Origin of the sequence: Isoptericola sp. b408 (assembly GCF_030588085.1) — a bacterium.
Taxonomy (GTDB): Bacteria; Actinomycetota; Actinomycetes; order Actinomycetales; family Cellulomonadaceae; genus Isoptericola; species Isoptericola sediminis.
In genome coordinates, this window is record NZ_JAUQYQ010000004.1 from 82501 (window position 1) to 107907 (window position 25407).

Below are 25407 nucleotides of genomic sequence, written 5' to 3' on the forward strand. Positions count from 1 at the left end.
CGGGCCGACCCCTCCGGGATAGAGGTGGTTCTAACGAGAGCGTAGCACTCGACGCGAGATAGAACCACCTCTAACTGCCTGGCGTCGATCAGAGGGCCGCATACCGCTACCGTTAACCAGGGAGGAGGTGGGCCATGACGCACGGCTACAAGGAGTTGGCGACAGTCCTGCGGGACGGCATCCAGCGCGGTGACTACCCGCCGGACACGACACTGCCCAAGCAGGCCGACCTCGCCGCGGAGTACGGGGTCAACATCAAGACGGTGCGCAACGCCGTCGCGCTGCTTGAGTCCGAAGGGCTCGTCACCCCGGTCAGACGTCGAGGCACCGTCGTGCGATCACGCCCACCGATGCGCCGGCTCGGCATCGAGCGGTACGCCAAGAGCAACTGGAAGTACGGCGACCGGGTCGCGTTCGCGGCAGACCGCGAGGCCAACGGGCAGTCGTGGGAGCCGGCGGACCAGACTCAGACGGTCGAGCGCGTCCCAGCGCCGAGCCGCGTAGCCGAGGCACTGAGCATTGAGCCCGATGCTGAGGTGTACGCCCGGGCGAGAACCGTGCGCCAAGACGGCACACCCACCCACACATTGACGAGCTACTACCGCGTGGAGGACGTCGACGGCACACCCCTGGTCGACCCGACGCCAGGGCCGGCCGGTCGTGGAGGCGGATTCGCGGTACTCACGCTGCAAGGGCTGGAGCCTGACCAGATCACCGAGACGCTGACCGCCCGGATGCCGAGGCCCGACGAGGCCGCGATGCTCGAACTGCCCGGCGGCGAGCCTGTCATGGTGCTGCAACGCACCACGCGAACGAAGGAAGGCAGAGTGGTCGAGTACGCCGAGGGCGTGCACGCGGCTTCGCGGTTCGCGTGGACCTACACCTTCGACATGCCCGACTGACGAACGGACACCCATGAGCGTGATGGACGACGCCCAGATCCTCTGGGACTATCACCAGCTGCACCACGAGCCTAGGAACACCGACATCGCGATCGGGCTCGGGAGCCACGACATCGGCGTCGCCGAGCACGCTGCCGAGCTGTGGCACGAGGGTCGGTTCCCGCTGATCGTCTTCACGGGGGCCAATGCGCCAACGACGGTCGACGTCTTCCCCCGAGGGGAGGCGGTGCACTATTCCGAGCGCGCCCAGGAACTCGGTGTCCCGGCCGATGCGATCCTGACCGAAAAGCGGGCCACGAACACGGGCGAGAACTTCACCTTCACGCGCGAGCTGCTCGACGGCCTCGGGCTCCATCCTTCGTCGGCCACGATCATCAGCCGGCCATACCAGCAGCGCCGCGCCTATGCGACAGCCCGCAAGGCCTGGCCCGACCTCGACGTTGTGTGCTCGGCGCGAACGCAGTCACTCGCTGACTACATCGAGTCCATCGGAGACACCGACCGTGTCCTAAATATGCTCGTAGGAGATACCCAGCGTATTTGGAGGTATGCAGAAGCCGGCTTCGCTGAGAGGCAGAAAGTTGGGCAGCGTGTCCTAGGCGCATACGAGCGGCTTGTGCGGGCCGGATTCGATCGACGACTTCTAAGCGACTCGGCGTAGCTGGGCAACTAAGTTGAAAAGGGTGAAAGCATCGTTAGTTCTTCGCTCACGGGTTGCAGACGCCATTTCGCTGCCGGCGTGCCCGAGAGTTATCTAGCAAATGGGCCCGGCTAGTGCGTGCATCGAATGCATCGTCGATCCAGCCGCGAAGTTGCGAGCGGGTTTGCGGATAGACCCAGTACCTCGCATACCCGAGATCCCTCCCGTCTTTGTCGCGAGAGACGTTGTCGTTTAGGCGGTCCGGAAGCTTCCCGCCAGTTTGGGCGGCGCTGGGCAACTGTATTGCGACGAGCCCGTTGACACTGCTGTGTTTACTCGCTCGAAGGGAAGAATAAATCTCCCAGTCCACGTATCTCCGCACGCTGGTGCAAGAGCCGATAAGCACGACGGTTACACTAGAGTCGCCCAGATACTTTGTGCGGATGCGATCCATGATGTAGCCAGTATCGACGCTATCAATGAAGTCGTCTTCGTCGGTAACGCCAATTGTCTTCGCGATGAATTCGGTGCCGAAGTCCTCGAGGAACTGCTTTACTTCCTCGGTGTCTTCGGCGTGGTAGGAGATGAAGCACTTGTGCCGTGTTCGGTCGATTTTCTGCGCAGCAACCCGCTCTGCTACTTCCTGCAGCTGTAATTGGCGGTAGTGACTCACTTGAGAGACCCTCCGGATCGGTGCATAAGTCTTCGGGACACCGTACCGCGCCCCGAGCTGCAACGCGACGGCGAGGGTGCACAATGTGTGGGTGAACCAGACACCTTCGGTCGTCGACGGCGACCTGCCACAGTTGTTCCAAGCGGCGGACGTTGCTTCGCAGGCTGGACAGCGTGCCTACGTGGGCATGACCCGTTGGCGTCTCGTGATGCTGAGCGCGGCCGCGACTGTGAGTGTCGCCTCGTGGCGCGTCGGCTCAGGAGATATCGACGTCCTTGCCGGGGTGGCAGCGTTGCTTTTCGTTGCCGCACTTATGCTAGAGGTTGTTCTTTGGAGAAGTCGGCCGGACAAGGCTTGGTATGATGGTCGAGCGGTGGCTGAGTCCGCGAAGAGCGTTGCATGGAAGTTTGCAGTTGGTGGAAATCCGTTTCCAGTCGATGCCGATTCCGAGGCGATGCGTGCGAAGCTGATTCGCCGCCTCAAATTCATCAGGGAACAGTACCCCGAACTCGAGCTCGAACCAATCTCGGCGCCAGCAATATCCAATTGGATGATCGAACAAAGAGAGCAGGATCTTGACTCTCGGAAATCGGTGTATCTGAATGAAAGGGTGCGGGGCCAGCGTAGTTGGTATGAGAAGAAGGCGCGATACAATCGTCGCAGGCGCAGCCAATGGAGGGTTGCGAGTCTCGCGTTAGAGTTTGCCGGATTCTTGGCGTCCGCTCTTGGTGTGGTCATGGATATGCAAGTTGTGGTTGCGCCGGCAATTGCAGCTATCGCTGGCGGTGTTGTTGCCTGGCTGGAAACGAAGCAGCACGACAACTTGTACCGCGCCTACTCCGCCGCAGTTTCGGACTTGACTAATATCGAGGCTTCTCTGCAGATTGTCCGTGATGAGGATCGATGGGTTCTCGAAGTCGATGATGCAGAAGAAGCTATTAGCCGCGAGCACGTGGGGTGGAGGGCGTCCCGGAGCCGCTGAATGCTAAGTGTGCGGGGGACCCCGGGCATAGGTCTGTGTGAGGAGTTTCCTTACTGATTCAAGGCGCGGCTTCGCCGCGCTGGCGTCGGTCAGGCGGGGCCTGCGTCGCGGGGCCCCGCGCTCCGCTCGCACGCTCGCTACGCGCACCCCACGGCGCACCGATCTGACCTACCGCCTGCCCTACGACGAAGGCTGCCCCGGTGAGTTCCGGCACCGCCGGGTAGTCCTGCGCTGACTTTCTGGTTGGCCGTCAGACTCCGCTCATGGCCGAGCTCCTGTCCCCAGCCGACCGCCCGAGAGCGAGCTTCGCCCTGACGGACAAGCACCCGTGGTCGCTTCCGATACGCTTCGCGCACGCGACGCCGGTTCGCCAAAGGGAGCACAGTCATGGATGACGAGGACTACGTCGAGACGCAGTACAGCGAAGCCGCGAAGGATGAGTATCGGCGCCGCGCTGACGAGTTTGTGGCAGCTCTGCGCGAACACGTCGAGCTCGTGCTGACGCGCAAGGGTCGCGAGCGCGAGATTCCCGAGTACTTCGGCTCCACAACAAACCTTGAGAACGCGGCGGAAGCCTTCAACGACGCGGAGTTCGAGTGGTGTGGCTCGTTCCCGCTCGCCCTCGCATCGACGGAAGACGATGACGACGACCTGGACGAGGAGGAAGAGCCGGAACGCCCACTCAACCCGGTGGTGACGATGGTCGGCCGCTGGGACTTCCGCGTCACGGACGAGGATGCACTCATCGAGTCCGGCCGCGCTGCCTATCTCGACGCGTGGCCCGATGAGGATCGAGAGGATGCCGAAGCCCGGGTTCGGTCCCTCGTCGCTGCAGCAGCCGAAGTGTCCCACCGCGGCGGGCCCGGGGCGCTGGAGATGGCCGATGGACTGGAGCCTGAGCGTGCAACTTTTGAGTTCGTTCTCCACGAAGGTGGGGATGACGACGAGTTCGACGACGACCCCTTCGCGATCGTCCACCGCTCTTGATCGCCCCCGGCCGGCGTGCCGCTGTGGAGATCTAGCCTCTCTCGCCACGCTGCCGTAGACATGAGTGCGGTCACGGCCCCGCACCGATCGCCGAGCATCCGGCCGGCTACAGCCCGCGTCAAGGGCGCCTGCGGCGTCGCTGCGCGATGGCCTGCGGCCACCCTTGACCCGGACCTCCGCCGACCTCTGGTGCTCCGCTAACGGCACGGCGCCTCCGAGTGTTCGCGCGGAACGCCTTGGGCGCGTAGTCGGGACGTCCGACGGGCCTGGGTGGGCCCCTTGTATGGTCTCAACGTGGTGACTGCTCAGGAGCGCTTCCGCGTCGTCGTCCGGGAGCGGGTCGCTCCTGCGCTGCGTTCGATGGGGATGCGCGGGTCGGGTCAGACCTTCACGCTTCCGTCCGAGACCTGCTGGGCGCAGCTCGGCATCCAGCGCAGCGCGTTCAGCGACCGTGAGCAGATCCTGTTCACGGCCAACTTGAGTGTCGTCAACCGAGTGGTGTGGGCGCGGTCCGTTGCGGAGCGCCCGAACCTTGGCGCGAAGCCGACGCCGAACACCTTCTCGATGTCGCCAGAGCGGTTCCAAGAGCGAATCGGCCGCACGGCCGGTGGCGGTGACTATTGGTGGCGCCTGTCCGCTGATGGTCACGACGAGGATGCGACGTGCGACCACTTTCTGACGACGATCGAGGCCTACGGCGTACCTGCGCTGAAGCGTGAAGTCCGCTCCCGTAGCTGAGTCGACCACGGCGAGAACCGGCCGGAGGTCTCCGGATTGCCGCCGCTTTCGTCGGCGGAGCGGTCCCGACGGGTGCAAGGACGTCCACCGGCCAGAGCCGCGAAAGACCAGGTCAGGTGCTAAAACGACCCAGCCAAGCAGGGTCAGCAAACTCGCCGCTCTCAAGCCCACCGCTACCGCCCTCCGAAGGGCCCCACCCGCAGCGGTGGGGCCCTTCGTCGTTCCCCGTACTCCGTGTTGCCCGCTGGCCAGGGCGGGGCCGGGGCCGGTGCCGGCCGCTACTCTTGTGTGGGGCGGGTCACTCAGCGGCTCGTCGATGCTTCCTCGTAGAAGTCGACGAGTTCTGAGAGCGGTACCTCCACGCCGCGCTGCCATGTGCTCCAACGGAGATCTAGCCCAATGCTCCGGCGATGACCGCTTCCACAAACGCCGAGTCTCCACCGCGAGGTGCGTTCCATTGCAGTGTGTCAAGGCCGAAGTAGCAGACCTTCCTGGGCGCCACGCCCAGTCCGCCAAAGTCGATCGCGAAGCGGCCGCCCAGTGCGTCTTACCCGACGAGGAGGTGTGACGGCGGCTGCGAGTTCGCGTCGGAGTCCAGCTGGTTGACAGCGGCGAGGTCCGGGAGGCCGTTTCCGCCACCACCCAGAAGGCGAATCCACCCGTGGTCGGCGACGACGCCTCCGCAGTGGAGAGCAAGGGCACCGAGAGCGGAACGCGCGGTGACTATTGGCACACGTGAGAACTGTGTAGCGCATGGAATTACAGATTCGGCGGTGAAAGGACGTGCTCTAAGGAGTCGCTGACCTCAAGGGAAAATTCGTCTCGGCCACGGCCAGCACGTCGTCAAGATCGCCCAAGAGTTCTACGATCTCCAGTATGCGGGACTTGACATCCGGCGGGTGCTGAAAGCGTCTCGTGCGAGGCGTCGTATGTACGGCCGGGTCGCGCTCCTGGCTGAGACTCTGGAGTTTGTCAGGTAGGCCGGCCGGCACATCGTCTGTTCGAATGCCGATTGGGTAAACAAGCCTATAGAAGTCTTTCGCATTGATGCCGTGGTTGTCGTTCACGGACTTCAGGTACGAATCAAGAAATACTCCATACTGATCGTAGTATTCTGCCACGTCTTCCGGATGAATTGGGACCTGGCGGACACCATTCTTAGAAGCGCCCCAAGTCACCAGCGAAGTCCCGCTGGCAGACGGCAAAGAGCGCTTCAGTCGCCCAATCCCGGAGCGCGCAACTGCGCGACACCGGTCCTCGATGTACTGTTCAATCGCCCCGCTAGAGAGAATCAGAAATGCAACCGCGCGGATCGAGTCCTCATCGGAGGCCAGGTCGGCATCGTCATTGATCAGAGCCTTGGATAGTTCGAGAATTTTGCCCTCGAGTGATACCCAGTTCGAGGAAGGCATTTAGTTGTCCGACGTCAGTGCTTCGACGTCCGCTGTGATTCGAAGGTCGACACCTGCAATCTCCTCAACGGCCCGAGCCCAAGTGAGGAAGCGTTCCGAAACGGCGGTCACGGACTTCGTGGTCGCCGTGATGCTCTTTCGAAAATCCTCGTCCTCCGCGCAGAGTTCCTCGAACTTGGCGCGGATTGCGTCGCGGTTAGCACTTACGGCCTCGTCGGATAGGTTTGTGTCGCCCAAAGCGACAGCCATGAGGTCGAATACGGCGATATTGAACCTGCGGTTGTACTTTTCTCCGTCGTACCTAAGAAACGCGTCGTCACCGAATATCTCGAATGTTCTATCGATTCCCGTTTCGCACGTCGAAGCGATCTTCTCGAAATGATCCGCACCCTGTGACTCCCACGCGGACCCGCCTTCTTCGCAGGTGTCGTCGAGGAACTGGCGGAGATTGCCGCGGTATACTTTGAAACGAGTCACCCATGCGACGTACCGCAAGAGCATTTCGGCGTCGCGCATTCGGAAGTCTGCCGTTGAGGTCCTGCGCGCACGATGCAGAGGCTCGCTCTCTGATGAGCGATCATTGATCCAGCGAGTAAAGGCGTTCGGGTAGAGAGCCTGTCGTAGTTCTTGTGGTGAGAGTGGAAGGCTGTTCTGGTTCAGTCTTATGAATACCTCGTAGAGAACTGCCGGCTTCCCCCAGTTTCGCACAACTACGGTCCGGATGGGCTGGGAAAGAAAGCTGTCTGCGAACTCGCCACCGGTCAGGGACGTTTGCATCTGCTCGAAGGTAAGTCCTTCGAGTTCGCTAGCGAATCGCATCCCGCGCAACTTGAACGTGGGGAAGTTATCGTCGGGGGCCGCGAACTGCTTGAGGGTAACGAGACGCTGCTTCCCGTCCAGAACAATAAACCTGCCGCGACGCCTGTCTTCCGCGACTACAATCTGTGGCACTGGTAGTCCGAGCATCAGACTCTCGATGAAGGCGCTCTTCTTCGAGATGGTCCACGCGTCCCGCCTTTGGAAGGTCGGGTTAATGTTGAAACTGTCCCCAATCCTTTCTAGGATTGACTGAACGCTCCAATCAACTGTGTAGAGAACAACTTGGTCCAGGTCTTCGGTCGTGAGTGCATCGTCGGGCGGTGAGGCCTCGTCGATTGCCTCCTCGGGTAAGTCGGTTCCGGATAAATCCTCAAGGGCCATGAAGTTCAGGGTATGCCTGCACGGTTGGCACGGCCAGCAGCGACACGTGGGGATGTCGCAGAAGGCGCATGCGTCCTCGCGTGCAACGGGCGACGTTGCCAGCTCGCAAAGCTGATACTGGTTGTGGCTTCCCGTGCCGCGTCGAAGCCTCGATGCGATTGCCACCCTGCTCGGTTACTCCCTGGTCACGGCGGTCAACCGGGCCGGCGCGGATCTGGTGCATTTTCTCTGGTGCTGCACTCGATCAGCCGCCCCGACGCCCTCGCGCTGGTGTGTGAGGCGGGGCGGACGCTCGCCCCTGGCGGGCGCGTGCTCGTCACGGACTTCAGCACCGACGGCCTCCGGTTCCCGCGGGGATGGACCACGCGTGCGTTCGCCGCCGTGGCCGAGATCCTCGCCGGACCTCGCCACGCGGGGAACGCGCTCGCCTACCTCCGCCACGGCGGGTTGCGGTCGCTGGTCGAGGAGGCCGGGCTAACCGTCTCGGCGCAGCGTCCGTCGGCCGGCGGGAACATCACGCTCGCCGTCCTGACCGCCTGACCGGCATGGACGGGCGCACCGTCACGTGGCCAGGAGCTTCCACGTCCCCTCGGAGACCACCTCGACGGCGCCGTCGGCCACGACGATCGCGGTGTCGTCGTCGATCGCGTAGGCGGGGCCGTCGAGCTGGGTCGCCCACGTCTCGGCCGCGGCCAGAGTGTTGGTCGGCAGGGCCGGGTGGTCCAGGTGCGGGAAGATCGAGAAGTCGACGATTCCCAGCGTGCTGTCGTCGCCCCCGCCCGGCGGCCGCCACCCGACGAACTCCTCCCCGATGCGCGGCGTCGTCACCATGCTGCCGGCGCTCATGCCGAGCCAGACGGTGTCCGTCAGCTCGGGCAGGAGGTCGGCGAACCCGGACTCGCGCACCCAGTGGCTCAGGTACACGGCGTCGCCGCCGCTGAACAGCAGCACGTCGGCGTCCCGGACCACCGGCTGCCAGCGCTCGGCGGGGAGGCTGGGCAGCGCCGTGAGCTCCAGCAGGCCGACCGACCGCCAGCCGAGCCCGACCATGGGGTTGCCCTCCTCCTGCCCGGCGACGAACTCCCAGGCCTTGACGCCGGGCCCCACCCAGGGGTGCCCGTACATGCCCGTGGGGATGCACAGTGCCGTGCACTGGTCGACGGGCTTGCCGAGCAGGCCGTCCAGGGCGCTGCGGATGCTCGGGTTCGTGACGCCGCCCGAGGTGAGCAGGAACTTCATGTGCGCCTCCCGTGACGCGGTGGGACCAAGAGGTCACGCACAGAGACTGTGGACAGCCGCGGAACTCATCGCCGGGCCTGCCAGGGTCGTCAGGGGACCGGCGTGCCCTGGTGGGAGACCTGCTGCCATCTGCCCGCCCGCTCGCACCAGATCGACGTCCGGCGCGCGCGTCGTCCGGCCTGGTCGGACTCCCAGAAGACCTGGACGACGCCGGGCGCGAGCACCCGCCCGGTCAGACTGGTGAGCCTGATGACGGCGGCGTCGCCCTCGGCGCTCTCGTCGTGCAGCATGGTCAGGATGCTGTCGAGGTCCCACCGGCGACCGGATGCCCCGATCTCCACGAAGTCGGCGGCGAGGAGCTCCCGGAGTCGGGTCTCGTCGGCCCGGCAGGCCGGCGTCTGCAGCTCGCGCTCCAGGTCGAGGACGTGATCGAGGGGCTGGGGCGAGTCGTGCGACGTCATGCTGTGGAGTGTGCCCGACGGGGGACGCCGCGTCATGCCCCCGCCCGGACTCCCACGGCCTCCTCGTAGTGCTCCACCAGCTCGTGGCAGACCTTCGCCCAGGTGCGCCCGAGCGCCCGCTCCCGCGCGGCCGCCCCGAAGGCGCGGCGCTTGCGGTGGTCGCCGAGCAGGTCGTCGACGTGGGCCCGCAGGGCCCGGTGGTCGCCCGGCGGGTACAGCCAGCCGGTGTGCGAGTGCGCGACGACGTCGATCGGGCCGCCCGCGGCGGGCGCGACGACGGGCACCCCGGAGGCGTGCGCCTCCTGCAGGGTCTGGCCGAAGGTCTCCAGCTCGCCGGGGTGGACGAAGACGTCCAGGCTCGCCATCGCGCGGGCCAGCTCCTCGCCGCGCAGCAGGCCGGTGAAGCGGGCGTCCGGCAGCAGCGTCTCCAGCAGCGGTCGTTCAGGGCCCTCGCCGACGACGACGAGCCGCACGTCGTCCCGGTCGTGCAGCACCCGCAGCGCCTCGACCTGCTTCTCCGCGGCGAGCCGCCCGACGTACCCGACGAGCAGCGGCCGCCCGGCCCCGACCTCTCGCCGCCAGGCGGCGTCGCGGGCGCCGGGGCGGAACAGCTCGGTGTCCACACCCCGTCCCCAGCGGTGCACGCGCGGGATGCCCCGCGCCCGCAGGTGGTCGATGGTGGGCGTCGACGGCGCGAGCGTGACGGTGGCGCGGTCGTGCAGGGAGCGCACCCGCCACCACAGCAGCGGTTCGAGGTGCCGTACCCCGTACCGGGCCGCATAGCTGGGGACCTCGGTCTGGTAAACGGCGACGGTCGGCACCCCGAGGGCCTCGGCGACCTGCATCCCGCGCCAGCCGAGCATGAACGGCGAGGCGAGGTGCACGACGTCGGGCGCGAACGCCGCGAGGGTCCGTTCGATCCGGGCACGCTGGCCGACGACGACCCGCACGTCCGGGTAGCCCGGCAGGCCGACCGACGGCACCTCCACGACGGGGGCGCCGTGCACGAACGGCGGCAGGTCGCCGTCGTCGGTGTCGGGAGCCAGGACCAGCGCGTCGTGCCCGGTGCGCTGCAGGTGCTCGAGGACCCGCAGGACGGAGTTCGTGACTCCGTTGACCTGCGGGAGGAAGGACTCGGCCACGATCGCTACCCTCACGCTCCGCACACTGGCGGGCCCGGGTGACCAACGGGGGAGCGGCCGGCGACGGGTCGGGGTCGACCCGCGGAACGGGTGGGAAACGTTCGGTGCCGGCTACGCGGACCGGGCGTCGTCGTCCGTCGTCGTCACGTGGCGTCCGCCCGGCTCCGCGGTGCCCAGCCGCACGAGCTGCCACACGGCACCGACCATGAGCACCACGAGCGCGGCGTTGCGCAGCGCCTCGATGACCACGATCCAGGCGTCGCCGGCGAGGAACGGACCGTAGCCCACCGGGTAGACGAGGTAGGTGGCGTAGGCGACGAGGACCATGCCCAGGGCGGGCGGCCACCAGGCGCGCAACGCACGGCCCTCGGGCAGCGACGCCAGCGCGACGGCGACGACGGGTCCGATCCAGGCGATGAACTGCGGCGAGCCGACCTTGTTGAAGACAATGAGCGCGACGAGCTGCGCCGCGGCCGACAGCAGCACGATCTCGTAGGTCCGCTCGGGGTGTCGCCGCGCCACCCACCAGGTGAGGGCGGCGACGGCCACGACGGCGAGGATCAGCAGCCAGTCCAGGGTGTCGGCCACGGTCCGGGCGGCGTCCCCGAGCACCTCGAAGGTGTAGATCTCGTCGTTGTACTCGATCCGTACCGACGGGTCCCACCAGCGGGCCACGGAGAACCAGGTGGCGGCCACGGACTCGGCCTGCAGGGTGCGGCTGCCCTGCTGGCCGAACACGCTCAGGGCCCGGACACCGGCCCCGCCGGCGAGCGCGAGCCCCACGACGACGGCGCTGACGACGGCCCCGGGCACGAGGACGGTGCGCAGCAGGTCGCGCAGGCTGCGGCGGGTGGCGGCGATCGCGACGACGACGGCGCCGGGGGAGATCTTCACCCAGGCGCCGGCGGTGGCCACGGCGACGGCGATGCGCGGGTGGCGGCGGGCCAGGACGAGGGCGACGAGGATCATCGGGGCGACGACGCCGTCGATCCGGCCGAGGAAGATCGGCCCGAGCGCGAGCAGGAACAGCAGCCACCACCACGCGCCGAGCACACCCCGCGGCGTCATGCGGACCAGGACGACGGTCGCCACGGCGTCGAGCAGGACGATCATCGCCGTCCAGACGATCTCGTACCCGAGCACGTCGACGCTGAGGACCCCGGGCAGCCCCACGGGCACCAGGGCCCCCGCCGGGTACACCCACGTGTAGTCCAGGACGGGCCATTCGCCGCCCGACAGGCCCTGCCGCGCCCACCACTCGTACAGCGTGACGTCGCCGAAGATCGTGTTCTGCCAGGAGATCGCCTCGTGGACGAGGCGTGCGTGCACCACGACGAAGGCGAGGGCCAGCAGCCAGGGGGACGCGAGCAGCCGCCCTCCGCTGCCGGCCGCCGGAGCGGATGTCGCGGTGGGCGGGTTCTCCGGTGAGCGGTCCTGCGCGGCGTCGGGCACCGCCACATCGTGCCAGAACGCCACCCCCGGCGCTCCGACGGCGGCAGGTGGCCGCGTCTCGAGGGTGCTGTCTACGATCGCGACGACCCGAAGTTCCCCGGCCTCGAGATCGAGGAGGCCCCGTGAGGCCGCGAGCCGCATCGTCCCGGAGTGCCCTGCGCCGGCTGCGTGCCCTGTCCCTGCTCGGCCCCGCCTTCGTCGCCGCGATCGCCTACGTGGACCCGGGCAACGTGGCCGCCAACCTCACCGCCGGTGCCGAGTTCGGCTACCTGCTCGTGTGGGTGCTGGTCATGGCCAACGCGATGGCGGTGCTCGTGCAGTACCTGTCGGCCAAGCTCGGCGTCGTCACGGGGCGCTCGCTGCCCGAGGTCCTGGCGGATCGCATGTCCCGGCGGGGGCGGATCGCCTACTGGCTGCAGGCCGAGGCGGTCGCGATGGCCACGGACCTGGCCGAGGTCATCGGCGGCGCCCTCGCCCTGCGCCTGCTGTTCGACGTGCCCCTGGTGCTCGGCGGGCTCATCACCGGCGTGGTCTCGATGCTGGTGCTCTCGATCCAGCAGCGCCGGGGCCAGCGGGTGTTCGAGACGGTCGTGCTCACGATGCTCGGGGTCGTCGTCGTCGGGTTCTGCGCGGGGCTGGTCGTCGCCCCGCCGGACCCGGGTGCCGTCGTCGAGGGGCTCGTCCCGCGGTTCGCCGGGACCGACTCGGTGCTGCTGGCGGCCTCGATGCTGGGTGCGACGGTGATGCCGCACGCGATCTACCTGCACAGCTCGCTGGCCCGCGACCGGGTGCGCCACGACCTCGCGGTGCGCGAGGTGCTCACCGAGCTCCGCGGGGCGGACGGACCACCCACGGAGGTCGACGCCCCGTCGGTGCCGGACCCCGGCCTGGTGGAGCGCCTGCTGCGCGTCACACGGATCGACGTCGTCGCCGCGCTCGTCATCGCCGGCGGGGTCAACATCGCGATGCTGCTGCTCGCGGCGGCCAACCTGCCGGGTCGTGCCGACACCGACACCATCGAGGGGGCGCACGCAGCCATCGCCGACGCGCTCGGCCCGGCGGTCGCGGTGCTGTTCGGCGTCGGGCTGCTCGCCTCGGGGCTGGCGTCCACGGCGGTGGGCGCCTACGCGGGCTCGGAGATCATGGCCGGGCTGCTGCACCTGCGGGTCCCGCTGGTCGTGCGGCGGGTCGTCACGCTGGTGCCGGCGCTGCTGCTGCTCTCGACGGACGTCTCGCCGACCTATCTGCTGGTGCTGAGCCAGGTGGTGCTGAGCTTCGGCATCCCGTTCGCGATGATCCCGCTGGTGCGCGTCACCGCGGACGCGGGGCTGCTGGGTCGGTTCCGCAACGCTCGCGGCACCCAGGCGGTGGCGTGGCTGGTGGCGGGGATCATCGTGGGGCTCAACGTGGCGCTGCTCTGGCTCACCGTCGCGGGCTGACCGGCGAACGGCCACCGTCTGATACTGCGTATCGCTTGACGTGAGACTCGGTTGCAGAGCATGATAGGAGCAGGCCGACGCCGTCGTCACCAGCCTCTGCGGCGGCGCGGCCGCCCCCGTAGAGAGTGAGAGAACCTCATGAGCCGCAACGCCCCCACCCAGATCGGCGTCACCGCACCCGACTACGACCTCACCGCCGCCTCGGACGTCGACTACGCCGGCGCCTTCGCCGGGATCGCCCCCGAGGTGCGCGAGCACCAGCTCGCCGTCCGCCAGTTCGTCCAGGACGAGGTGCTGCCGGTCATCGACGGGTACTGGGAGCGCGCCGAGGTCCCGTTCGACCTGGTCAAGGGTCTGGCCGAGCGCGACTTCCTGCGCGACGGCGTCGACGTGCCCGGCCGGCCGACGGTATCGCTGATGGCCGAGGGCCTGGCCAGCATGGAGATGTCCCGCGGCGACGGCTCGGTCGCGACGGTCTGCGGCGTCCAGGGCGGCCTGGCGCTGCGCTCCATCGTCATGCACGGCTCGCCCGAGCAGATCGAGCAGTACGCCGAGCCCATGGCCCGCGGCGAGATCCTCGGCGCCTTCGCGCTCACCGAGCCCACCCACGGCTCGGACTCGGTCTCGCTGGAGACGACGGCGGAGCGCACGGTCCGCGACGGCGTCGAGGGCTACGTGATCAACGGCGAGAAGAAGTGGATCGGGTTCGGCTCCTGCGGCCACATCACCGTGGTCTGGGCCCGCCTCGTCGGTGACGACGGCGACAACCAGGTGCACGGCTTCATCGTCCCGCAGGACGCGCCCGGGTACACGGGCACCACGATCGAGGGCAAGATGTCGCTGCGTGCCATCTGGCAGGCGCACATCGTCCTCGACGACGTGTTCGTCCCGGCCGACGCCGCGCTGCCCGGCGCCACGTCGTTCAAGGCGACGTCCGAGGTCCTCTTCGCCACGCGTCTGAGCGTCGCCTGGGCCGCCGTCGGGCACGCCATCGCCTGCTACGAGTCCGCCCTGGCCTACTCCACGCAGCGCGTCCAGTTCGGCAAGCCGCTGGCCGCCCGCCAGATGGTCCAGGAGCGCCTGACCCGGATGCTCTCCACCGTCACCCAGCTCCAGCTCCTGGTGGCGCGCCTGACCGAGCTCGCCGAGAAGGGCGAGCTCACCGGTGAGCAGGCGTCGCTGGCCAAGTACACCTGCACCCGTGGCGCCCGCGAGGTGGCCTCGATCGCCCGCGACATGCTCGGCGGCAACGGCATCCTGCTGGCCAACCGCGTCGCCCGGCACTTCGCCGACATCGAGGCCCTGCACACCTACGAGGGCACCGAGTCCATGAACGCGCTGATCATCGGCCGCGACATCACGGGAGTGTCCGCGTTCGCCTGAGCCGCAGCGAGGGTGAGGGCCGCAGCGCAGCAAGGCACTCGCCCGCAACGAAGGCGACGGCGAATGCGGGGCTGATCCTGTTCGCCTGATCGCCCCCCACAGACCCCGGCGTGGATCGACGCCGGCCCGTGCACCTGCTGGTCCGATCACCAGCCGGCGAGGCGGTGCACAACGGACGAGCGCCGCCCCACCACGTGGGGCGGCGCTTCGTCGTCCCTGGGGCCGGGAGGTGCCGCACGCGAGGACTCCGTTCGGCAGTTCCTGCCTGGATCGGCACCTTGAGCTGCCGATCCAGGCAGGAACTGCCGACCGCGTGGCGGACGGGCGGACGGGAGGGCGACCGCGTGGCGGACCCGGGTCAGAGCGGCTTGCTCAGCCGGCGCCGACGGCCATCTGCTCGCGACGGTGCACCCGCCACCAGACGAAGAACCCGACCAGGGTGAAGACGCCGTAGAAGACGTACATCAGCGACGTGGCGAAGTAGCCCGCGGACCACAGCAGCGGCACCCCCACGAGGTCGACGGCGACCCAGACCAACCAGAACTCGACCCACCCCCGGGCCATCCCGTAGGTGGCCAGCAGCGAGCCCATGAAGATCCAGGCGTCGGCCCAGACGGGTTCGTACGAGCCCAGCGCCCGGAACAACGGGGTCAGCACGGCGGTGCCGACCAGCAGGGCACCGACGAGGAACGCCCGCTGGGGCCACGTCGCCCAGTTCGGGTGCACGCCCTCGGCGCCCGACGTCGGCACCTTGCCGTCCGCCCGCAGCTCGAGGTCCTGACGCCGGGTCTCGCGCCAGCGCATCCAGCCGTAGACCGACACGGCGATGAACATCACCTGGCGGCCCGCCTGGCCGAGCATGTCCGCCCGGCTCGCGTCGCCGAACACCGAGCCGAGGAACACCGTCAGCAGCAGCACGTTGCCGACGATGCCGACGGGCCACGCCCACACCCGGCGGCGCATCCCGCCGAGGGCGGAGGCGAGGCCGAAGGCGTTGCCGATCACCTCTCGCCACAGGATCTGCTCGTCACCGATCGCGAAGGTCGCGTCGAAGAGCCACTCGATCATCGTGGTCCTCAGGCCAGCACGTCACGGACGGCACGGGCGACGTCGTCGGGCCCCGCGCCCTCCTCGAGCACGGCGACCACGACCCGCTTGCTGCCCGGCCCGCGGCCGTCGGGTTCGGCCGGAGCCGCTCCGGCCCGGGCGCTGTCCGGTGCGGGGCCGTCCGTCGGGGCGGTCGCGACCTTGCGCAGGTCGGCGAAGGCCTCCTCCAGGTCGGGGCGCAGGTCCAGGTAGGGGTTGCGCAGCCACCGGCGCAGCACCGCGTTGTGCACGGCGACCACCGACGCCGCGAACGCGATCGACATCGTCGACGACGACCGCTCGGTCGGCAGGGTGTCGCGCAGGTAGGCGGTGAACGCCCGCTCGTAGCGGTGGGTGGTGACCAGCTCGCGGTCGCGCAGCGCCGGGACCTGCTGGAGCAGCCGGTGCCGGGCCAGGGAGGTCTCGCGCTGGCCCACGTGGTGGTCGAACACCAACCGGGCGGCGCGGCAGACCTCCAGGTACGGGTCGACCGCCGGGTCCCAGGCGGCGTCGTGGTTGCTGGCCTCCTCGCTGGCCCGCGCCTCGGGGCGGGTCGCGGCGAGCATCACCACGACCTCCTCCAGCAGCAGCTCGTGGTCGGCGAAGACCACGTCCTCCTTGGAGCGGAAGCGCCGGAAGAAGGTGGCGCGGCTGACCCGGGCGGCGTCGGCGATCTCCTCGACGGTCGTGCGCTCGTAGCCCTGGCGGGAGAAGAGGTCGATCGCGGCGTCGACGGCCTGCGCGTGGGCTTTCGTCCGTGCGGCTGTCATGGGCAGGAGGCTACTCGCCGTGCGGGGGCCATGCGTCCGCCGCGTCAGTCGCGCTCGGCCCGCCGGTCCGGGGCGTCGAACCCGACGTGCCCGCGTCGGGACCGCTGCAGGTACCGGAGCTCGCGCACCAGCACGGCCGCGCACAGCGTGAACGGCAGCCATGCCCACACACGGCCCCGCAGCGCGGCGAAGAGCGCCACGGCGGAGAAGGCGCCGGCGAGGACGATCGTCAGGATGCTCGCCCAGGGGATCTTGCGCACGATCGAGAGCACGACGCCGAGCCTACCGACCTGCCCGCGGCGCACGCCGGGCCGTGAGATGCCGCACGATCCCCGCGAGCCGCTCCGGACGCCGGAGTATCGTGCCCACGATGACTTCCACCGACACCACGCCCACCGTCGACGTCTACATCGACCCCACCTGCCCCTTCGCCTGGGTGACCTCGCGCTGGGCCCTGGAGGTGGCGGAGCACCGCGACGTCGACCTCACGTTCAAGCTGATGAGCCTGTACCTGCTGAACAAGGACAAGGACATCCCGGCCGAGTACCGGCAGATGATCGAGGACGGCCGCGCCCAGGGGCGCGTCGCCGCCGCCGTGCAGACCGACCACGGTCACGAGGCCCTGTCGGCGTACTACACGTCCTTCGGCACCCGCTGGCACGACCAGGACGTCAAGGACGTCGACGTCGTCATCCGTGAGTCCCTCGCCGAGGCCGGCCTGCCCGCCGAGCTCGCCGAGGCCGCGACGTCCGACGCGTACGACGAGGCCCTGGCCGCCTCCCACCACGCCGGCATGGACCCAGTCGGCCAGGAGGTCGGCACCCCGACGCTGCACGTGGACGGCGTGGCGTTCTTCGGTCCGGTCCTCACGCGCGTCCCGCGCGGCGAGGAGGCGACCCGCCTGTTCGACGCCGCGGTCACGATGGCCGGCAACCCGCACTTCTTCGAGCTCAAGCGGTCCCGCGACGAGCACCCGGTCCACAGCTGAGGAGCACCATGCCGCTCGACCTGCGCATCTTCACCGAGCCCCAGCAGGGCGCCTCCTACGACACCCAGCTCGCCGTCGCGCAGGCGACCGAGCAGCTCGGCTTCAGCGCCTTCTTCCGGTCCGACCACTACCTGGCCATGGGCGGGGACGGGCTGCCCGGCCCCACCGACTCGTGGACCACGCTCGCCGGCATCGCCCGCGAGACGTCCACGGTGCGCCTCGGCACGCTCGTGTCCTCCGCGACGTTCCGCCTGCCCGGCCCGCTGGCGATCCAGGTCGCCCAGGTGGACCAGATGTCGGGCGGCCGCGTCGAGCTCGGGCTCGGCACCGGCTGGTTCGCCGCCGAGCACGCCGCCTACGGCATCCCCTTCCCGGACAAGCGGTTCGGGATCCTCGAGGAGCAGCTCGAGATCCTCACCGGGCTGTGGGGAACACCGGTCGGGGAGACCTTCGACTTCACCGGGAAGCACTACACGCTCGAGGGCTCCCCGGCACTGCCCAAGCCCGTCCAGGACCGGATCCCGGTCATCGTCGGTGGTGGCGGGCCGAAGCGGACGCCGCGGATCGCGGCGCGGTTCGCGACCGAGTACAACCAGGCGTTCCCCGAGCTCGACACCATCGGGCCGCGGATCGCGGTCATGGAGCAGGCGCTCGCCGACGCCGGACGTGCGCCCGGGTCGCTGACCCAGTCGGTCGCCCTCGTGCTGGCCGTGGGCAAGGACGAGGCCGAGTTCACCCGCCGTGCCGAGGCCATCGGCCGGGAGCCCGCCGAGCTGCGCGAGCACGGCATCGCGGGCACGGTGACGGAGGCCGTGGACCGGCTGGCGTCCCTGCGCGAGCAGGGCGTGGAGCGGGTCTACCTGCAGGTGCTCGACCAGCAGGACCTCGACCACCTGGAGCTCGTGGCGCGGGAGGTCGCCCCGCACCTCTGACGGTCCCGCGGTGTTACCGGCCAGTTGCCGCGGAGTGAAGATGTTCACCACACGGCCCATCCCGCGCGACAGGGTCCGGGCACCGACCTACGGTGGAACGAGACGACGAGGTGGGCCCCCGAACGAGGGGGCCCGCCTCTCGTCGTTCCGGGCGGCGTTCTGATCGTCCGGCCTCCGTGAAGGGACGCCCCCGTGACCACCTTGGACCCTCGCGCGCCGGAGCACCTGTCTCCTGCCGGGACCACCGCCGCCCCGCCGCCGACCATCCCGGGCGATCCGACGTCGGCCGCGCGTCGTCGTGACGCGAACGCTGCCGCCCAGTCGCCGTCGCTCATGCTCATCATGCTGCTGGCGACCCTGGGCGCGGTCGCCTACGCGGTCTTCCTGCTGAACCCGGACAACCGGGGTGACCTCCTGCCCTACGGGCTGGTCCTCGTGGCCGAGTGCGTGCTGCTGGCGCTGGCCCTGCTGGCCATGTGGACGGTGCTCTCCTCCGGCCACGACCCCCGCGACTTCGCCTACCACCAGGCCCGCGAACGCCTCTTCGACACGCCCGAGATCCTGCGGGACCGTGCCACCGACGACCCCACCCGGTGGCGGCTCTACCTCGACGACCGACCCGTGACCGTCGACATCTTCATCACGACGTGCGGCGAGGACCTCGACACCATCGCCCGGACGGTCCGCGCCGCCGTGGCGGTGCACGGCGAGCACCGCACCTGGGTGCTCGACGACGGACGGGACGACGAGGTGCGCGACCTCGCGGCCACGCTCGGGGCCCGGTACATCCAGCGTCTGTCCAGCGGGGGCCAGAAGGCCGGGAACATCAACCACGCGCTGAGCATCGTCAAGGGCGACTACTTCGTCATCCTCGACGCCGACTTCGTCCCCCGCCCCGAGCTGCTGACCGAGACGGTGCCGTTCTTCGTGCGCGACGAGGTCGCGTTCGTCCAGTCCCCGCAGACCTACGGCAACATGAACTCGCTGATCTCCCGGGGCGCCGGCTACATGCAGGCGGTCTTCTACCGGTTCGTCCAGCCGGGCCGCAACCGGTTCAACGCCGCCTTCTGCGTCGGGACCAACGTCGTGTTCCGTCGCGATGCGATCGACGACATCGGCGGGATGTACACCGACTCCAAGTCCGAGGACGTGTGGACGTCCATCCACCTGCACGAGCGTGGGTGGCGCTCCGTCTACATCCCGCAGACGCTCGCCGTCGGCGACACCCCCGAGACGATCGTCGCCTACGCCAAGCAGCAGCTGCGATGGGCCACCGGCGGGTTCGAGATCCTGCTGCAGCACAACCCGCTGTCCCCGCGACGCAAGCTGACCGTCGACCAGCGGCTGCAGTACTTCGTGACCTCGACCCACTACCTGTCGGGGATCGCGCCGCTGCTGCTCCTGCTGGTGCCGCCGCTGACGATCTACCTCGACCTGACGCCCATGCAGCTCGACGTGTCGGTGGGCACCTGGGCCCTGTACTACCTGGGCTTCTACGGGCTGCAGATCGCCCTGGCCTTCTTCACCCTCGGCTCGTTCCGCTGGGAGGTGCTGCTGCTGGCGGCCGTCTCGTGGCCCATCTACGTCAAGGCGTTCTGGAACGCGCTGACGGGCAAGCAGCAGGCCTGGTCGGTCACGGGCAGCTCCGGCGGCTCGGCGTCACCGTTCGACGTGATCGTCCCGCAGACCCTGTGCTTCGTGTTCCTGGCGGTGACCTCGGCGGTCGGGTTCTGGAAGCACTGGGGCGACCCGGTCCCGAACCTGTCGCTCGCCTGGAACCTCACCAACACCCTCATCCTCGGCGGCTTCCTCGTCACGGCCGTCAAGGAGCACCGACAGGCGGTGAGGTCCCAGCGCGCGGCCCGCCGCGTCCGCAAGCGGGCCGACCGCCGGGCCCGCCTCGACCGTTCGTCCTCCCCGACCGTCACCGCCGGAGGTGCCGCATGACCTGGGCCACACGATTCAAGCTGCTCCTCGGGTTCGTCCTCGTCCTCGCGCTCTGCGCGACCCTCACGCTGGTGCTCAACCGGCGGGAGAGCCAGGCCACCTCCGCCCAGGCCATGATCGTGGCCGAGGAGGTCGCCGTCGGCACCGACTACCCCGGCACGGTCGTCGAGTCGTTCGTCGACCCCGGCGACACCGTCGCCGAGGGCGACCCGATCTACCGGATGCGGAGCCTCGTGCTCGCGCACGACCTCTCGTCCGGGACCGTGTCCCGCGAGACGGCCTCCTACGAGGTCACGGACGACGGGGAGATGACCGTCGTCGCGCCCTCGGACGGCACGATCGCGGACATCACCACCACGCGCGGAGGGTTCGTCCAGGCCGGCGACGTCGTCGCGACGCTGCACCGCGAGGGTTCCACGGCCGTGGACGCGAAGCTGCTGCTCGATCCCGCGGACTTCGCACGGATCAAGCCCGGCGCCCCCGTCAGCATCACCCTGCCCGACCAGCGAGAGGTCACCGGCCAGGTCGACTCCATCGCGGTCGACAACGCCCGCAACCGTGCCGAGGCCACGCTCCTGATCGACAGCGAGTCGCTCACCGAGCAGGCCGGCGAGGGTCTCGTCCTGCCCGGCACGCCCGTGGTCGCGAGCGTCCAGCTGCACGACGAGGGCCCGATGGCCGACGTCGACCTGGCGTTCCAGCGGTTCCTGCAGAGGATCGGCCTGTGACGCGGCGGCCGGTCGCTGTGCTGCTCGCCGTCGTCCTGGCCGCCGCCGGGTGCACGACGACGGAACCGGGGGGCGACGAGGCCGCGGGCCCGGCACCCACCGATCGTTCCCTGGCGGGCGCGCAGGCGCCGGCCGTGGATCCCACCGCGCTGCCCACCGTCGAGCGGGAGCCGGGGCCGATGCGGCTCGCCGACGGCCTGCCGCCACCGACGAACCGCTGGTTCTCCGGCCTGGTCTTCGGCGACGAGCCGCAGCCGGTGTTCCCGCTGCCGCTCGCCGTCGGGCTCACGTCCACCGGGTTCGGCTACGGGCTGCCCGACGTCCGGGCCGACGGCACGCTGATCGCCGGCGGCTACGCCCCGCAGGTTCAGGTGGACGTGGGCGAGAGCGTCACCGGCGTCGTGTCGCGCTACGACGCCGCGACGGTCGACGTCGACCTGGTGGCGGAGGACGACCAGGTGCGCGGCACCGTGCACCTGACCCGCGGGTCGCCGGTCGTGCGGTACACCGCGCGGACCGCGCAGAGCCTCGGGCTGGACCGGTCCTTCGACGACGCCGACGCCGGGCTGCCGGACGGCGTCGCGACCGCGGAGGTGGACGCACGGACCCACGCCCTGGTCGGGGTGGACGGTCTCGACGCCGCCGGCGCGCTCGACGGCTCGGGCAGCACCCTCGAGCTGGGGGAGGGCGAGTCGGTGGCGTGGCTGGTCGCCCCGGACGACCCCGCCGAGGGCTCCGCGGCGCTGCCCGAGCTGGTCCGGGCGGCCGGAGAGGCGGTCGAGGCGTCCACCGTCTCGTACGCGACCGGGACCGACGACGTCACCACCACCGTGGGGTACGAGACGACCTCCGGCGGGCCGGCCGTCGCCGTGCGCTTCCCGCACCAGCGCGACGCCGTCGACGACGCCACGTGCGGGCTCGGCTCCTACGCCACGGTGCTCGGCACGGTCGACGTCTGCCGGGCCACCGAGCTGTCGTGGCGCTCGCCGGCACGGGAGCCGGTCGTCGGTCTCGAACTGTCGGACCTGGGGGAGTCGGCGCGCGACGAGCTCGTCGAACAGGTGCGCGCCGACGCGGACCGGGTGCTCGCCGAGACACGACCGGCCGACACGTACTTCGGCGGCAAGGCGCTCGCGCGGGACGCCGAGCTGTGGACGCTGGCGCGCGACCTCGGGATGGACGACGTCGCCGCGGACCTGCGCGAGAGCCTGCTGACGGACCTGCGGCTGTGGACCGACCCGGACGGCTGCGAGGAGCGCCCCGAACGGTGCTTCACGTGGGAGCCCACCCTGGGGACGGTCGTGGGCCAGGCCACCGCGTTCGGCTCCGAGGAGGGCAACGACCACCACTTCCACTACGGCTACTTCCTGTACGCGGCCGGCCTGCTGGCCGCCGAGGACGCCGAGCTGGCCGAGGAGGTCGCGCCCGTCGTCGACCTGCTGGCCGCCGACGTGGCCGCGGCCGCCGACGTGCCCGCCGGGGACGGGGCGCCGATGCCGGCCCTGCGGACTCTCGACGTCGTCATGGGGCACTCGTGGGCCTCCGGGCCGTCACCGTTCGGGGACGGCAACAACCAGGAGTCGGCCTCCGAGGCCGTCGCCGCCTGGCACGGGCTGGCCCTCTGGGCCGACGCGCGGGCGGCGGCCGGGCTCCCGGACGAGGGCCTGACCTCCCAGGCCCGGTGGATGCTCTCGCTGGAGGCCGCCTCGGCCCGGGCCTACTGGACCGACTTCGACCGGTCCGACCCGGTCGCCGACGGGCTGCAGGCGGACGTGACCTCGCTCGTGTGGGACGGCAAGCGTGAACGTGCGACGTGGTTCTCCGCCGAGCCGAGCGCCGCGCTGGGCATCGTCGTGCTGCCGGTGACCGGGGTCTCGACGTACCTGGGCGAGGACCCGGCGCGCGTGCACGACAACCTCGCCGAGGCGCTGGGGACCACGGACCTCTGGGCGGACGACGCCACGTGGGACGTGATGTTCGGCGACCAGCTGCTGATGTACGCCGGCCTGATGGGGCCTGAGGAGGCGACGGCGGCCCTCGAAGTCGCGCGCGAGCTCCCCGAGGACCGGATCGACGACGGGTCGACACGCTCCTGGTTGATGGCCTGGCTGCACGGCCGCGCGGAATGAGCCCGAGGACCCGCCCCCGACCCGGCGACCCGGCCGGGCCGTCCGCAGGTCGGCGGACGCAGCTCCCGTGCGCCGATAGGGTGTGCGGGTCTTCACAGGGCTGACGGACGGAGCGACATGCAGCTGGGCTGGACGAAGCACGGTGACGGCGCGCACGTGGCGCCGGGAGAGGTCGTCGCCCCGGGTGAACGTCTCACCTGGCCCCGCACGATCGGGATCGGCCTGCAGCACGTCGTGGCGATGTTCGGTGCGACGTTCCTCGTCCCGCTGATCACCGGCTTCCCGCCGTCGACGACGCTGTTCTTCTCGGCGATCGGCACCATCGGGTTCCTGCTCATCACGGGCAACCGGCTGCCGAGCTACCTGGGGTCGAGCTTCGCGTTCATCGCCCCGATCGGCGCGGCCACGGCCTCGGACGGGCAGTCCGCCGCCATCGGCGGCATCTTCGTCACGGGTGTGCTCCTGGCGGTCGTCGGCCTGGTCGTGCACCTCGCGGGCGCCCGCTGGATCGACGTCGTCATGCCGCCGGTCGTGACGGGCGTGATCGTCGCCCTCATCGGGCTCAACCTCGCGCCCGCGGCCTGGGGCAACTTCCAGGTGGCGCCGGTGACGGCCGTGGTGACCCTGGTGGCCGTGGTGCTGGTGTCGGTGCTGTTCCGCGGGATCCTCGGCCGCCTGGCGATCCTCGTCGGGGTGCTCGTCGGGTACGCCTTCGCGGTCGTGCGCGGCGAGGTGGACTTCGCCGCGGTGGGGGAGGCGGCCTGGTTCGGCGCCCCGACGTTCACCGCACCCAGCTTCGAACCCGGCGTGCTCGGGCTGTTCCTGCCCGTGGTCTTCGTCCTCGTCGCCGAGAACGTCGGCCACGTGAAGTCGGTCGCCGCGATGACCGGCCAGGACCTCGACGACCGGATGGGACGCGCGCTGCTGGCCGACGGCGTCGCGACGACGCTGGCCGGGACGGGTGGCGGCTCCGGCACGACGACCTACGCCGAGAACATCGGGGTCATGGCCGCGACGCGCGTGTACTCGACCGCCGCCTACTGGGTGGCCGGGGCCGGCGCGCTGGTGCTGTCGTTCTCGCCCAAGTTCGGCGAGGTCGTCAACACGGTCCCGGCCGGTGTGCTCGGCGGTGTCACCACGATCCTGTACGGCATGATCGGCGTGCTCGGGTTCCGCATCTGGGTGCAGAACCGCGTCGACTTCGGCGACCCGGTGAACCTCACGACGGCCGCTGTGCCGCTCGTCGTGGCCATCGCGAACTACACGTGGACCGCCGGTGACCTGACCTTCGAGGGCATCGCCCTCGGGACGGCGTCCGCGCTCGTGCTGTACCACGGCATGCGGTGGATCGGTCGGTGGCGGGGGACCACGCCCGACCTGGCGTCACCGGCCTCCGTCGCCCCGCCGACGAGCGGCGGGTCGGCGAACGGCGATCAGGAGACCGACCCGGCGGACTGATCAGGGCTGCGGACCGCGTCCCCCGGGGTCGGACCTCGTCAGGCCTCGTCGGCGTTCTCGCCCGCGTTCGGGCCCCGCTCGTACCCGTACTCGCGCTCCACCGGGTCGAGGTCCTCGGGCGGCACGCACCCCGGCAGGTTGGTCATGGGTTCGCCGGTCTCCAGCGGGACCTCCTCGACCGACAGCGGCTCCTGCCACTCCTGCCCGACGATCAGGTCGACGAACGATCCGGAGCGGTCGTCCATGACGAGGCGGACGTTCTCGTACTGCGCGGCCAGCGTGTACGCCTGCCGCACGCCCTTGATCCCGTAGCGGATCTCCGAGGGGCCCTCGATCTGGTACGTGAAGTCGCCCGTGTCGCGGACGTCGAAGCCGCGCTCCGTGAGCGCGTCGGCGTTCGCGCTGGCGAGGTTGAACGTGTAGTCGGCGGCGTTGTAGATCCGCACCTTCACCTTGGAGTACTCCATCGGCGGTGTGCCGTCCGGCCACTTCTCCGCGACGGGCAGGCAGGCGGGCTCGATGCTCGCCGAGGCGGGTTCCGGCGTGACGATCGGCTCGCTGATCGGGGAGTCGATGGTCTCGGTGTAGACGGCGAGGGCGCCGAGACCCAGGATCACCATGAGGGCGATCAGGAGCCCGAAGACCACAGCCTGGCGCTCGTGCTTGCGACGTCGTCGAGCGACGCGGGCCGGGTCCTGGGCTGGTGAAGTCACGCGAAG

At 69.5% G+C, this 25407-nt stretch carries 25 protein-coding genes and 1 pseudogene; 14 read left to right on the forward strand and 12 right to left on the reverse strand.

Annotated features, from left to right (window positions below; all coding sequences use genetic code 11):
• Positions 1 to 134: 134 nt before the first annotated feature.
• Together Q6347_RS11875 and Q6347_RS11880 are read left to right on the forward strand one after the other, a co-directional pair.
• Positions 135 to 902, forward strand: a complete 768-nt coding sequence (locus Q6347_RS11875; RefSeq protein WP_304604573.1) for a GntR family transcriptional regulator — start codon at positions 135 to 137, stop codon at positions 900 to 902.
• Between the two features lie 13 nt (positions 903 to 915).
• Positions 916 to 1563, forward strand: a complete 648-nt coding sequence (locus Q6347_RS11880) for a YdcF family protein (protein ID WP_304604572.1) — start codon at positions 916 to 918, stop codon at positions 1561 to 1563.
• Between the two features lie 46 nt (positions 1564 to 1609).
• Here Q6347_RS11880 and Q6347_RS11885 read toward each other — a convergent pair whose 3' ends face one another.
• Positions 1610 to 2215 (reverse strand): TIR domain-containing protein, encoded by a 606-nt coding sequence (locus Q6347_RS11885; protein WP_304604571.1) that lies wholly within the window; start codon positions 2213 to 2215, stop codon positions 1610 to 1612.
• 91 nt (positions 2216 to 2306) lie between these two features.
• On the opposite strand from Q6347_RS11885, the gene Q6347_RS11890 reads away from it, so the two are divergent.
• From Q6347_RS11890 to Q6347_RS11900, 3 genes are all read left to right on the forward strand, one after another.
• On the forward strand, positions 2307 to 3197 hold the full coding sequence (locus tag Q6347_RS11890; RefSeq protein ID WP_304604570.1) for a DUF4231 domain-containing protein: 891 nt from the start codon (positions 2307 to 2309) through the stop codon (positions 3195 to 3197).
• A gap of 387 nt (positions 3198 to 3584) precedes the next feature.
• The gene (locus Q6347_RS11895; RefSeq protein WP_304604569.1) at positions 3585 to 4184 is read left to right on the forward strand and encodes a hypothetical protein; all 600 of its coding nucleotides are present in this window, start codon (positions 3585 to 3587) and stop codon (positions 4182 to 4184) included.
• Positions 4185 to 4478: 294 nt separating this feature from the next.
• Positions 4479 to 4922, forward strand: a complete 444-nt coding sequence (locus Q6347_RS11900; protein WP_304604568.1) for a DUF4304 domain-containing protein — start codon at positions 4479 to 4481, stop codon at positions 4920 to 4922.
• A gap of 391 nt (positions 4923 to 5313) precedes the next feature.
• On the opposite strand, the pseudogene Q6347_RS15070 reads toward Q6347_RS11900, so the two are convergent.
• From Q6347_RS15070 to Q6347_RS11910, 3 genes and pseudogenes are all read right to left on the reverse strand, one after another.
• Positions 5314 to 5655: pseudogene (locus Q6347_RS15070) on the reverse strand (DUF2625 family protein).
• Between the two features lie 55 nt (positions 5656 to 5710).
• Positions 5711 to 6334, reverse strand: coding sequence for a hypothetical protein (locus Q6347_RS11905; protein WP_304607454.1), 624 nt, complete (start codon positions 6332 to 6334; stop codon positions 5711 to 5713).
• On the reverse strand, positions 6335 to 7534 hold the full coding sequence (locus Q6347_RS11910) for a DUF262 domain-containing protein (protein ID WP_304607455.1): 1200 nt from the start codon (positions 7532 to 7534) through the stop codon (positions 6335 to 6337).
• Between the two features lie 231 nt (positions 7535 to 7765).
• Between Q6347_RS11910 and Q6347_RS11915 the strand changes: the two genes are divergently transcribed.
• On the forward strand, positions 7766 to 8074 hold the full coding sequence (locus Q6347_RS11915; RefSeq protein ID WP_304607456.1) for a hypothetical protein: 309 nt from the start codon (positions 7766 to 7768) through the stop codon (positions 8072 to 8074).
• Between the two features lie 21 nt (positions 8075 to 8095).
• Here Q6347_RS11915 and Q6347_RS11920 read toward each other — a convergent pair whose 3' ends face one another.
• The 4 genes from Q6347_RS11920 to Q6347_RS11935 form a co-directional block, all read right to left on the reverse strand.
• Entirely contained in the window at positions 8096 to 8773 is a 678-nt protein-coding gene (locus Q6347_RS11920; RefSeq protein ID WP_304607457.1) for a Type 1 glutamine amidotransferase-like domain-containing protein, read from the reverse strand.
• Positions 8774 to 8862: 89 nt separating this feature from the next.
• Complete coding sequence (locus tag Q6347_RS11925) at positions 8863 to 9234, reverse strand: nuclear transport factor 2 family protein (protein ID WP_304607459.1); 372 nt, start codon at positions 9232 to 9234, stop codon at positions 8863 to 8865.
• A 32-nt stretch (positions 9235 to 9266) separates the two neighbouring features.
• Positions 9267 to 10391, reverse strand: a complete 1125-nt coding sequence (locus tag Q6347_RS11930) for a glycosyltransferase family 1 protein (protein WP_304607461.1) — start codon at positions 10389 to 10391, stop codon at positions 9267 to 9269.
• A 96-nt stretch (positions 10392 to 10487) separates the two neighbouring features.
• Entirely contained in the window at positions 10488 to 11828 is a 1341-nt protein-coding gene (locus Q6347_RS11935; RefSeq protein ID WP_304607462.1) for a glycosyltransferase 87 family protein, read from the reverse strand.
• A 122-nt stretch (positions 11829 to 11950) separates the two neighbouring features.
• Between Q6347_RS11935 and Q6347_RS11940 the strand changes: the two genes are divergently transcribed.
• On the forward strand, positions 11951 to 13267 hold the full coding sequence (locus tag Q6347_RS11940; protein ID WP_304607463.1) for an Nramp family divalent metal transporter: 1317 nt from the start codon (positions 11951 to 11953) through the stop codon (positions 13265 to 13267).
• 138 nt (positions 13268 to 13405) lie between these two features.
• Positions 13406 to 14650, forward strand: a complete 1245-nt coding sequence (locus Q6347_RS11945; protein ID WP_171245666.1) for an acyl-CoA dehydrogenase family protein — start codon at positions 13406 to 13408, stop codon at positions 14648 to 14650.
• 372 nt (positions 14651 to 15022) lie between these two features.
• On the opposite strand, the gene pnuC is transcribed toward Q6347_RS11945, so the two are convergent.
• Genes pnuC through Q6347_RS11960 form a run of 3 tightly spaced genes read right to left on the reverse strand, consistent with a single transcriptional unit; the run spans position 15023 to position 16778 of the window.
• The gene (pnuC, locus tag Q6347_RS11950; protein ID WP_304607464.1) at positions 15023 to 15718 is read right to left on the reverse strand and encodes a nicotinamide riboside transporter PnuC; all 696 of its coding nucleotides are present in this window, start codon (positions 15716 to 15718) and stop codon (positions 15023 to 15025) included.
• Between the two features lie 8 nt (positions 15719 to 15726).
• A complete protein-coding gene (locus Q6347_RS11955; protein WP_171245664.1) occupies positions 15727 to 16506 on the reverse strand; it encodes a TetR/AcrR family transcriptional regulator in 780 nt (259 codons plus the stop codon).
• 44 nt (positions 16507 to 16550) lie between these two features.
• A complete protein-coding gene (locus tag Q6347_RS11960; protein WP_246246253.1) occupies positions 16551 to 16778 on the reverse strand; it encodes a hypothetical protein in 228 nt (75 codons plus the stop codon).
• Between the two features lie 98 nt (positions 16779 to 16876).
• Between Q6347_RS11960 and Q6347_RS11965 the strand changes: the two genes are divergently transcribed.
• The 6 genes from Q6347_RS11965 to Q6347_RS11990 all read left to right on the forward strand — a co-directional run bounded on the left by Q6347_RS11965 (position 16877) and on the right by Q6347_RS11990 (position 24688).
• Positions 16877 to 17494 carry a DsbA family protein gene (locus Q6347_RS11965; RefSeq protein WP_304604544.1) on the forward strand — a complete coding sequence of 206 codons (618 nt, stop codon included), beginning with the start codon at positions 16877 to 16879 and terminating at the stop codon, positions 17492 to 17494.
• An 8-nt stretch (positions 17495 to 17502) separates the two neighbouring features.
• Positions 17503 to 18426 (forward strand): LLM class F420-dependent oxidoreductase, encoded by a 924-nt coding sequence (locus Q6347_RS11970; RefSeq protein ID WP_304604543.1) that lies wholly within the window; start codon positions 17503 to 17505, stop codon positions 18424 to 18426.
• A 192-nt stretch (positions 18427 to 18618) separates the two neighbouring features.
• Positions 18619 to 20373, forward strand: a complete 1755-nt coding sequence (locus tag Q6347_RS11975; RefSeq protein ID WP_304607465.1) for a cellulose synthase catalytic subunit — start codon at positions 18619 to 18621, stop codon at positions 20371 to 20373.
• Positions 20370 to 21101, forward strand: coding sequence for an HlyD family efflux transporter periplasmic adaptor subunit (locus Q6347_RS11980; RefSeq protein WP_171245660.1), 732 nt, complete (start codon positions 20370 to 20372; stop codon positions 21099 to 21101). The genes Q6347_RS11975 and Q6347_RS11980 overlap by 4 nt, the downstream gene beginning before the upstream one ends.
• On the forward strand, positions 21098 to 23230 hold the full coding sequence (locus Q6347_RS11985) for a glycosyl hydrolase (protein WP_304607466.1): 2133 nt from the start codon (positions 21098 to 21100) through the stop codon (positions 23228 to 23230). Before Q6347_RS11980 ends, Q6347_RS11985 begins: the two co-directional genes overlap by 4 nt.
• Before the next feature lie 117 nt (positions 23231 to 23347).
• Entirely contained in the window at positions 23348 to 24688 is a 1341-nt protein-coding gene (locus Q6347_RS11990; RefSeq protein ID WP_304607467.1) for a uracil-xanthine permease family protein, read from the forward strand.
• A gap of 38 nt (positions 24689 to 24726) precedes the next feature.
• Here Q6347_RS11990 and Q6347_RS11995 read toward each other — a convergent pair whose 3' ends face one another.
• Complete coding sequence (locus tag Q6347_RS11995; protein ID WP_304604539.1) at positions 24727 to 25401, reverse strand: LytR C-terminal domain-containing protein; 675 nt, start codon at positions 25399 to 25401, stop codon at positions 24727 to 24729.
• Positions 25402 to 25407: the final 6 nt, after the last annotated feature.

Coding starts and splice junctions, on each gene's coding strand:
- Q6347_RS11875 (WP_304604573.1), top strand. CDS start 135: ATGACGCACGGCTACAAGGAGTTGGCGACAGTCCTGCGGGACGGCATC.
- Q6347_RS11880 (WP_304604572.1), top strand. CDS start 916: ATGAGCGTGATGGACGACGCCCAGATCCTCTGGGACTATCACCAGCTG.
- Q6347_RS11895 (WP_304604569.1), top strand. CDS start 3,585: ATGGATGACGAGGACTACGTCGAGACGCAGTACAGCGAAGCCGCGAAG.
- Q6347_RS11905 (WP_304607454.1), bottom strand. CDS start 6,334: ATGCCTTCCTCGAACTGGGTATCACTCGAGGGCAAAATTCTCGAACTA.
- Q6347_RS11910 (WP_304607455.1), bottom strand. CDS start 7,534: ATGGCCCTTGAGGATTTATCCGGAACCGACTTACCCGAGGAGGCAATC.
- Q6347_RS11920 (WP_304607457.1), bottom strand. CDS start 8,773: ATGAAGTTCCTGCTCACCTCGGGCGGCGTCACGAACCCGAGCATCCGC.
- Q6347_RS11925 (WP_304607459.1), bottom strand. CDS start 9,234: ATGACGTCGCACGACTCGCCCCAGCCCCTCGATCACGTCCTCGACCTG.
- Q6347_RS11945 (WP_171245666.1), top strand. CDS start 13,406: ATGAGCCGCAACGCCCCCACCCAGATCGGCGTCACCGCACCCGACTAC.
- pnuC (WP_304607464.1), bottom strand. CDS start 15,718: ATGATCGAGTGGCTCTTCGACGCGACCTTCGCGATCGGTGACGAGCAG.
- Q6347_RS11955 (WP_171245664.1), bottom strand. CDS start 16,506: ATGACAGCCGCACGGACGAAAGCCCACGCGCAGGCCGTCGACGCCGCG.
- Q6347_RS11965 (WP_304604544.1), top strand. CDS start 16,877: ATGACTTCCACCGACACCACGCCCACCGTCGACGTCTACATCGACCCC.
- Q6347_RS11970 (WP_304604543.1), top strand. CDS start 17,503: ATGCCGCTCGACCTGCGCATCTTCACCGAGCCCCAGCAGGGCGCCTCC.
- Q6347_RS11980 (WP_171245660.1), top strand. CDS start 20,370: ATGACCTGGGCCACACGATTCAAGCTGCTCCTCGGGTTCGTCCTCGTC.
- Q6347_RS11990 (WP_304607467.1), top strand. CDS start 23,348: ATGCAGCTGGGCTGGACGAAGCACGGTGACGGCGCGCACGTGGCGCCG.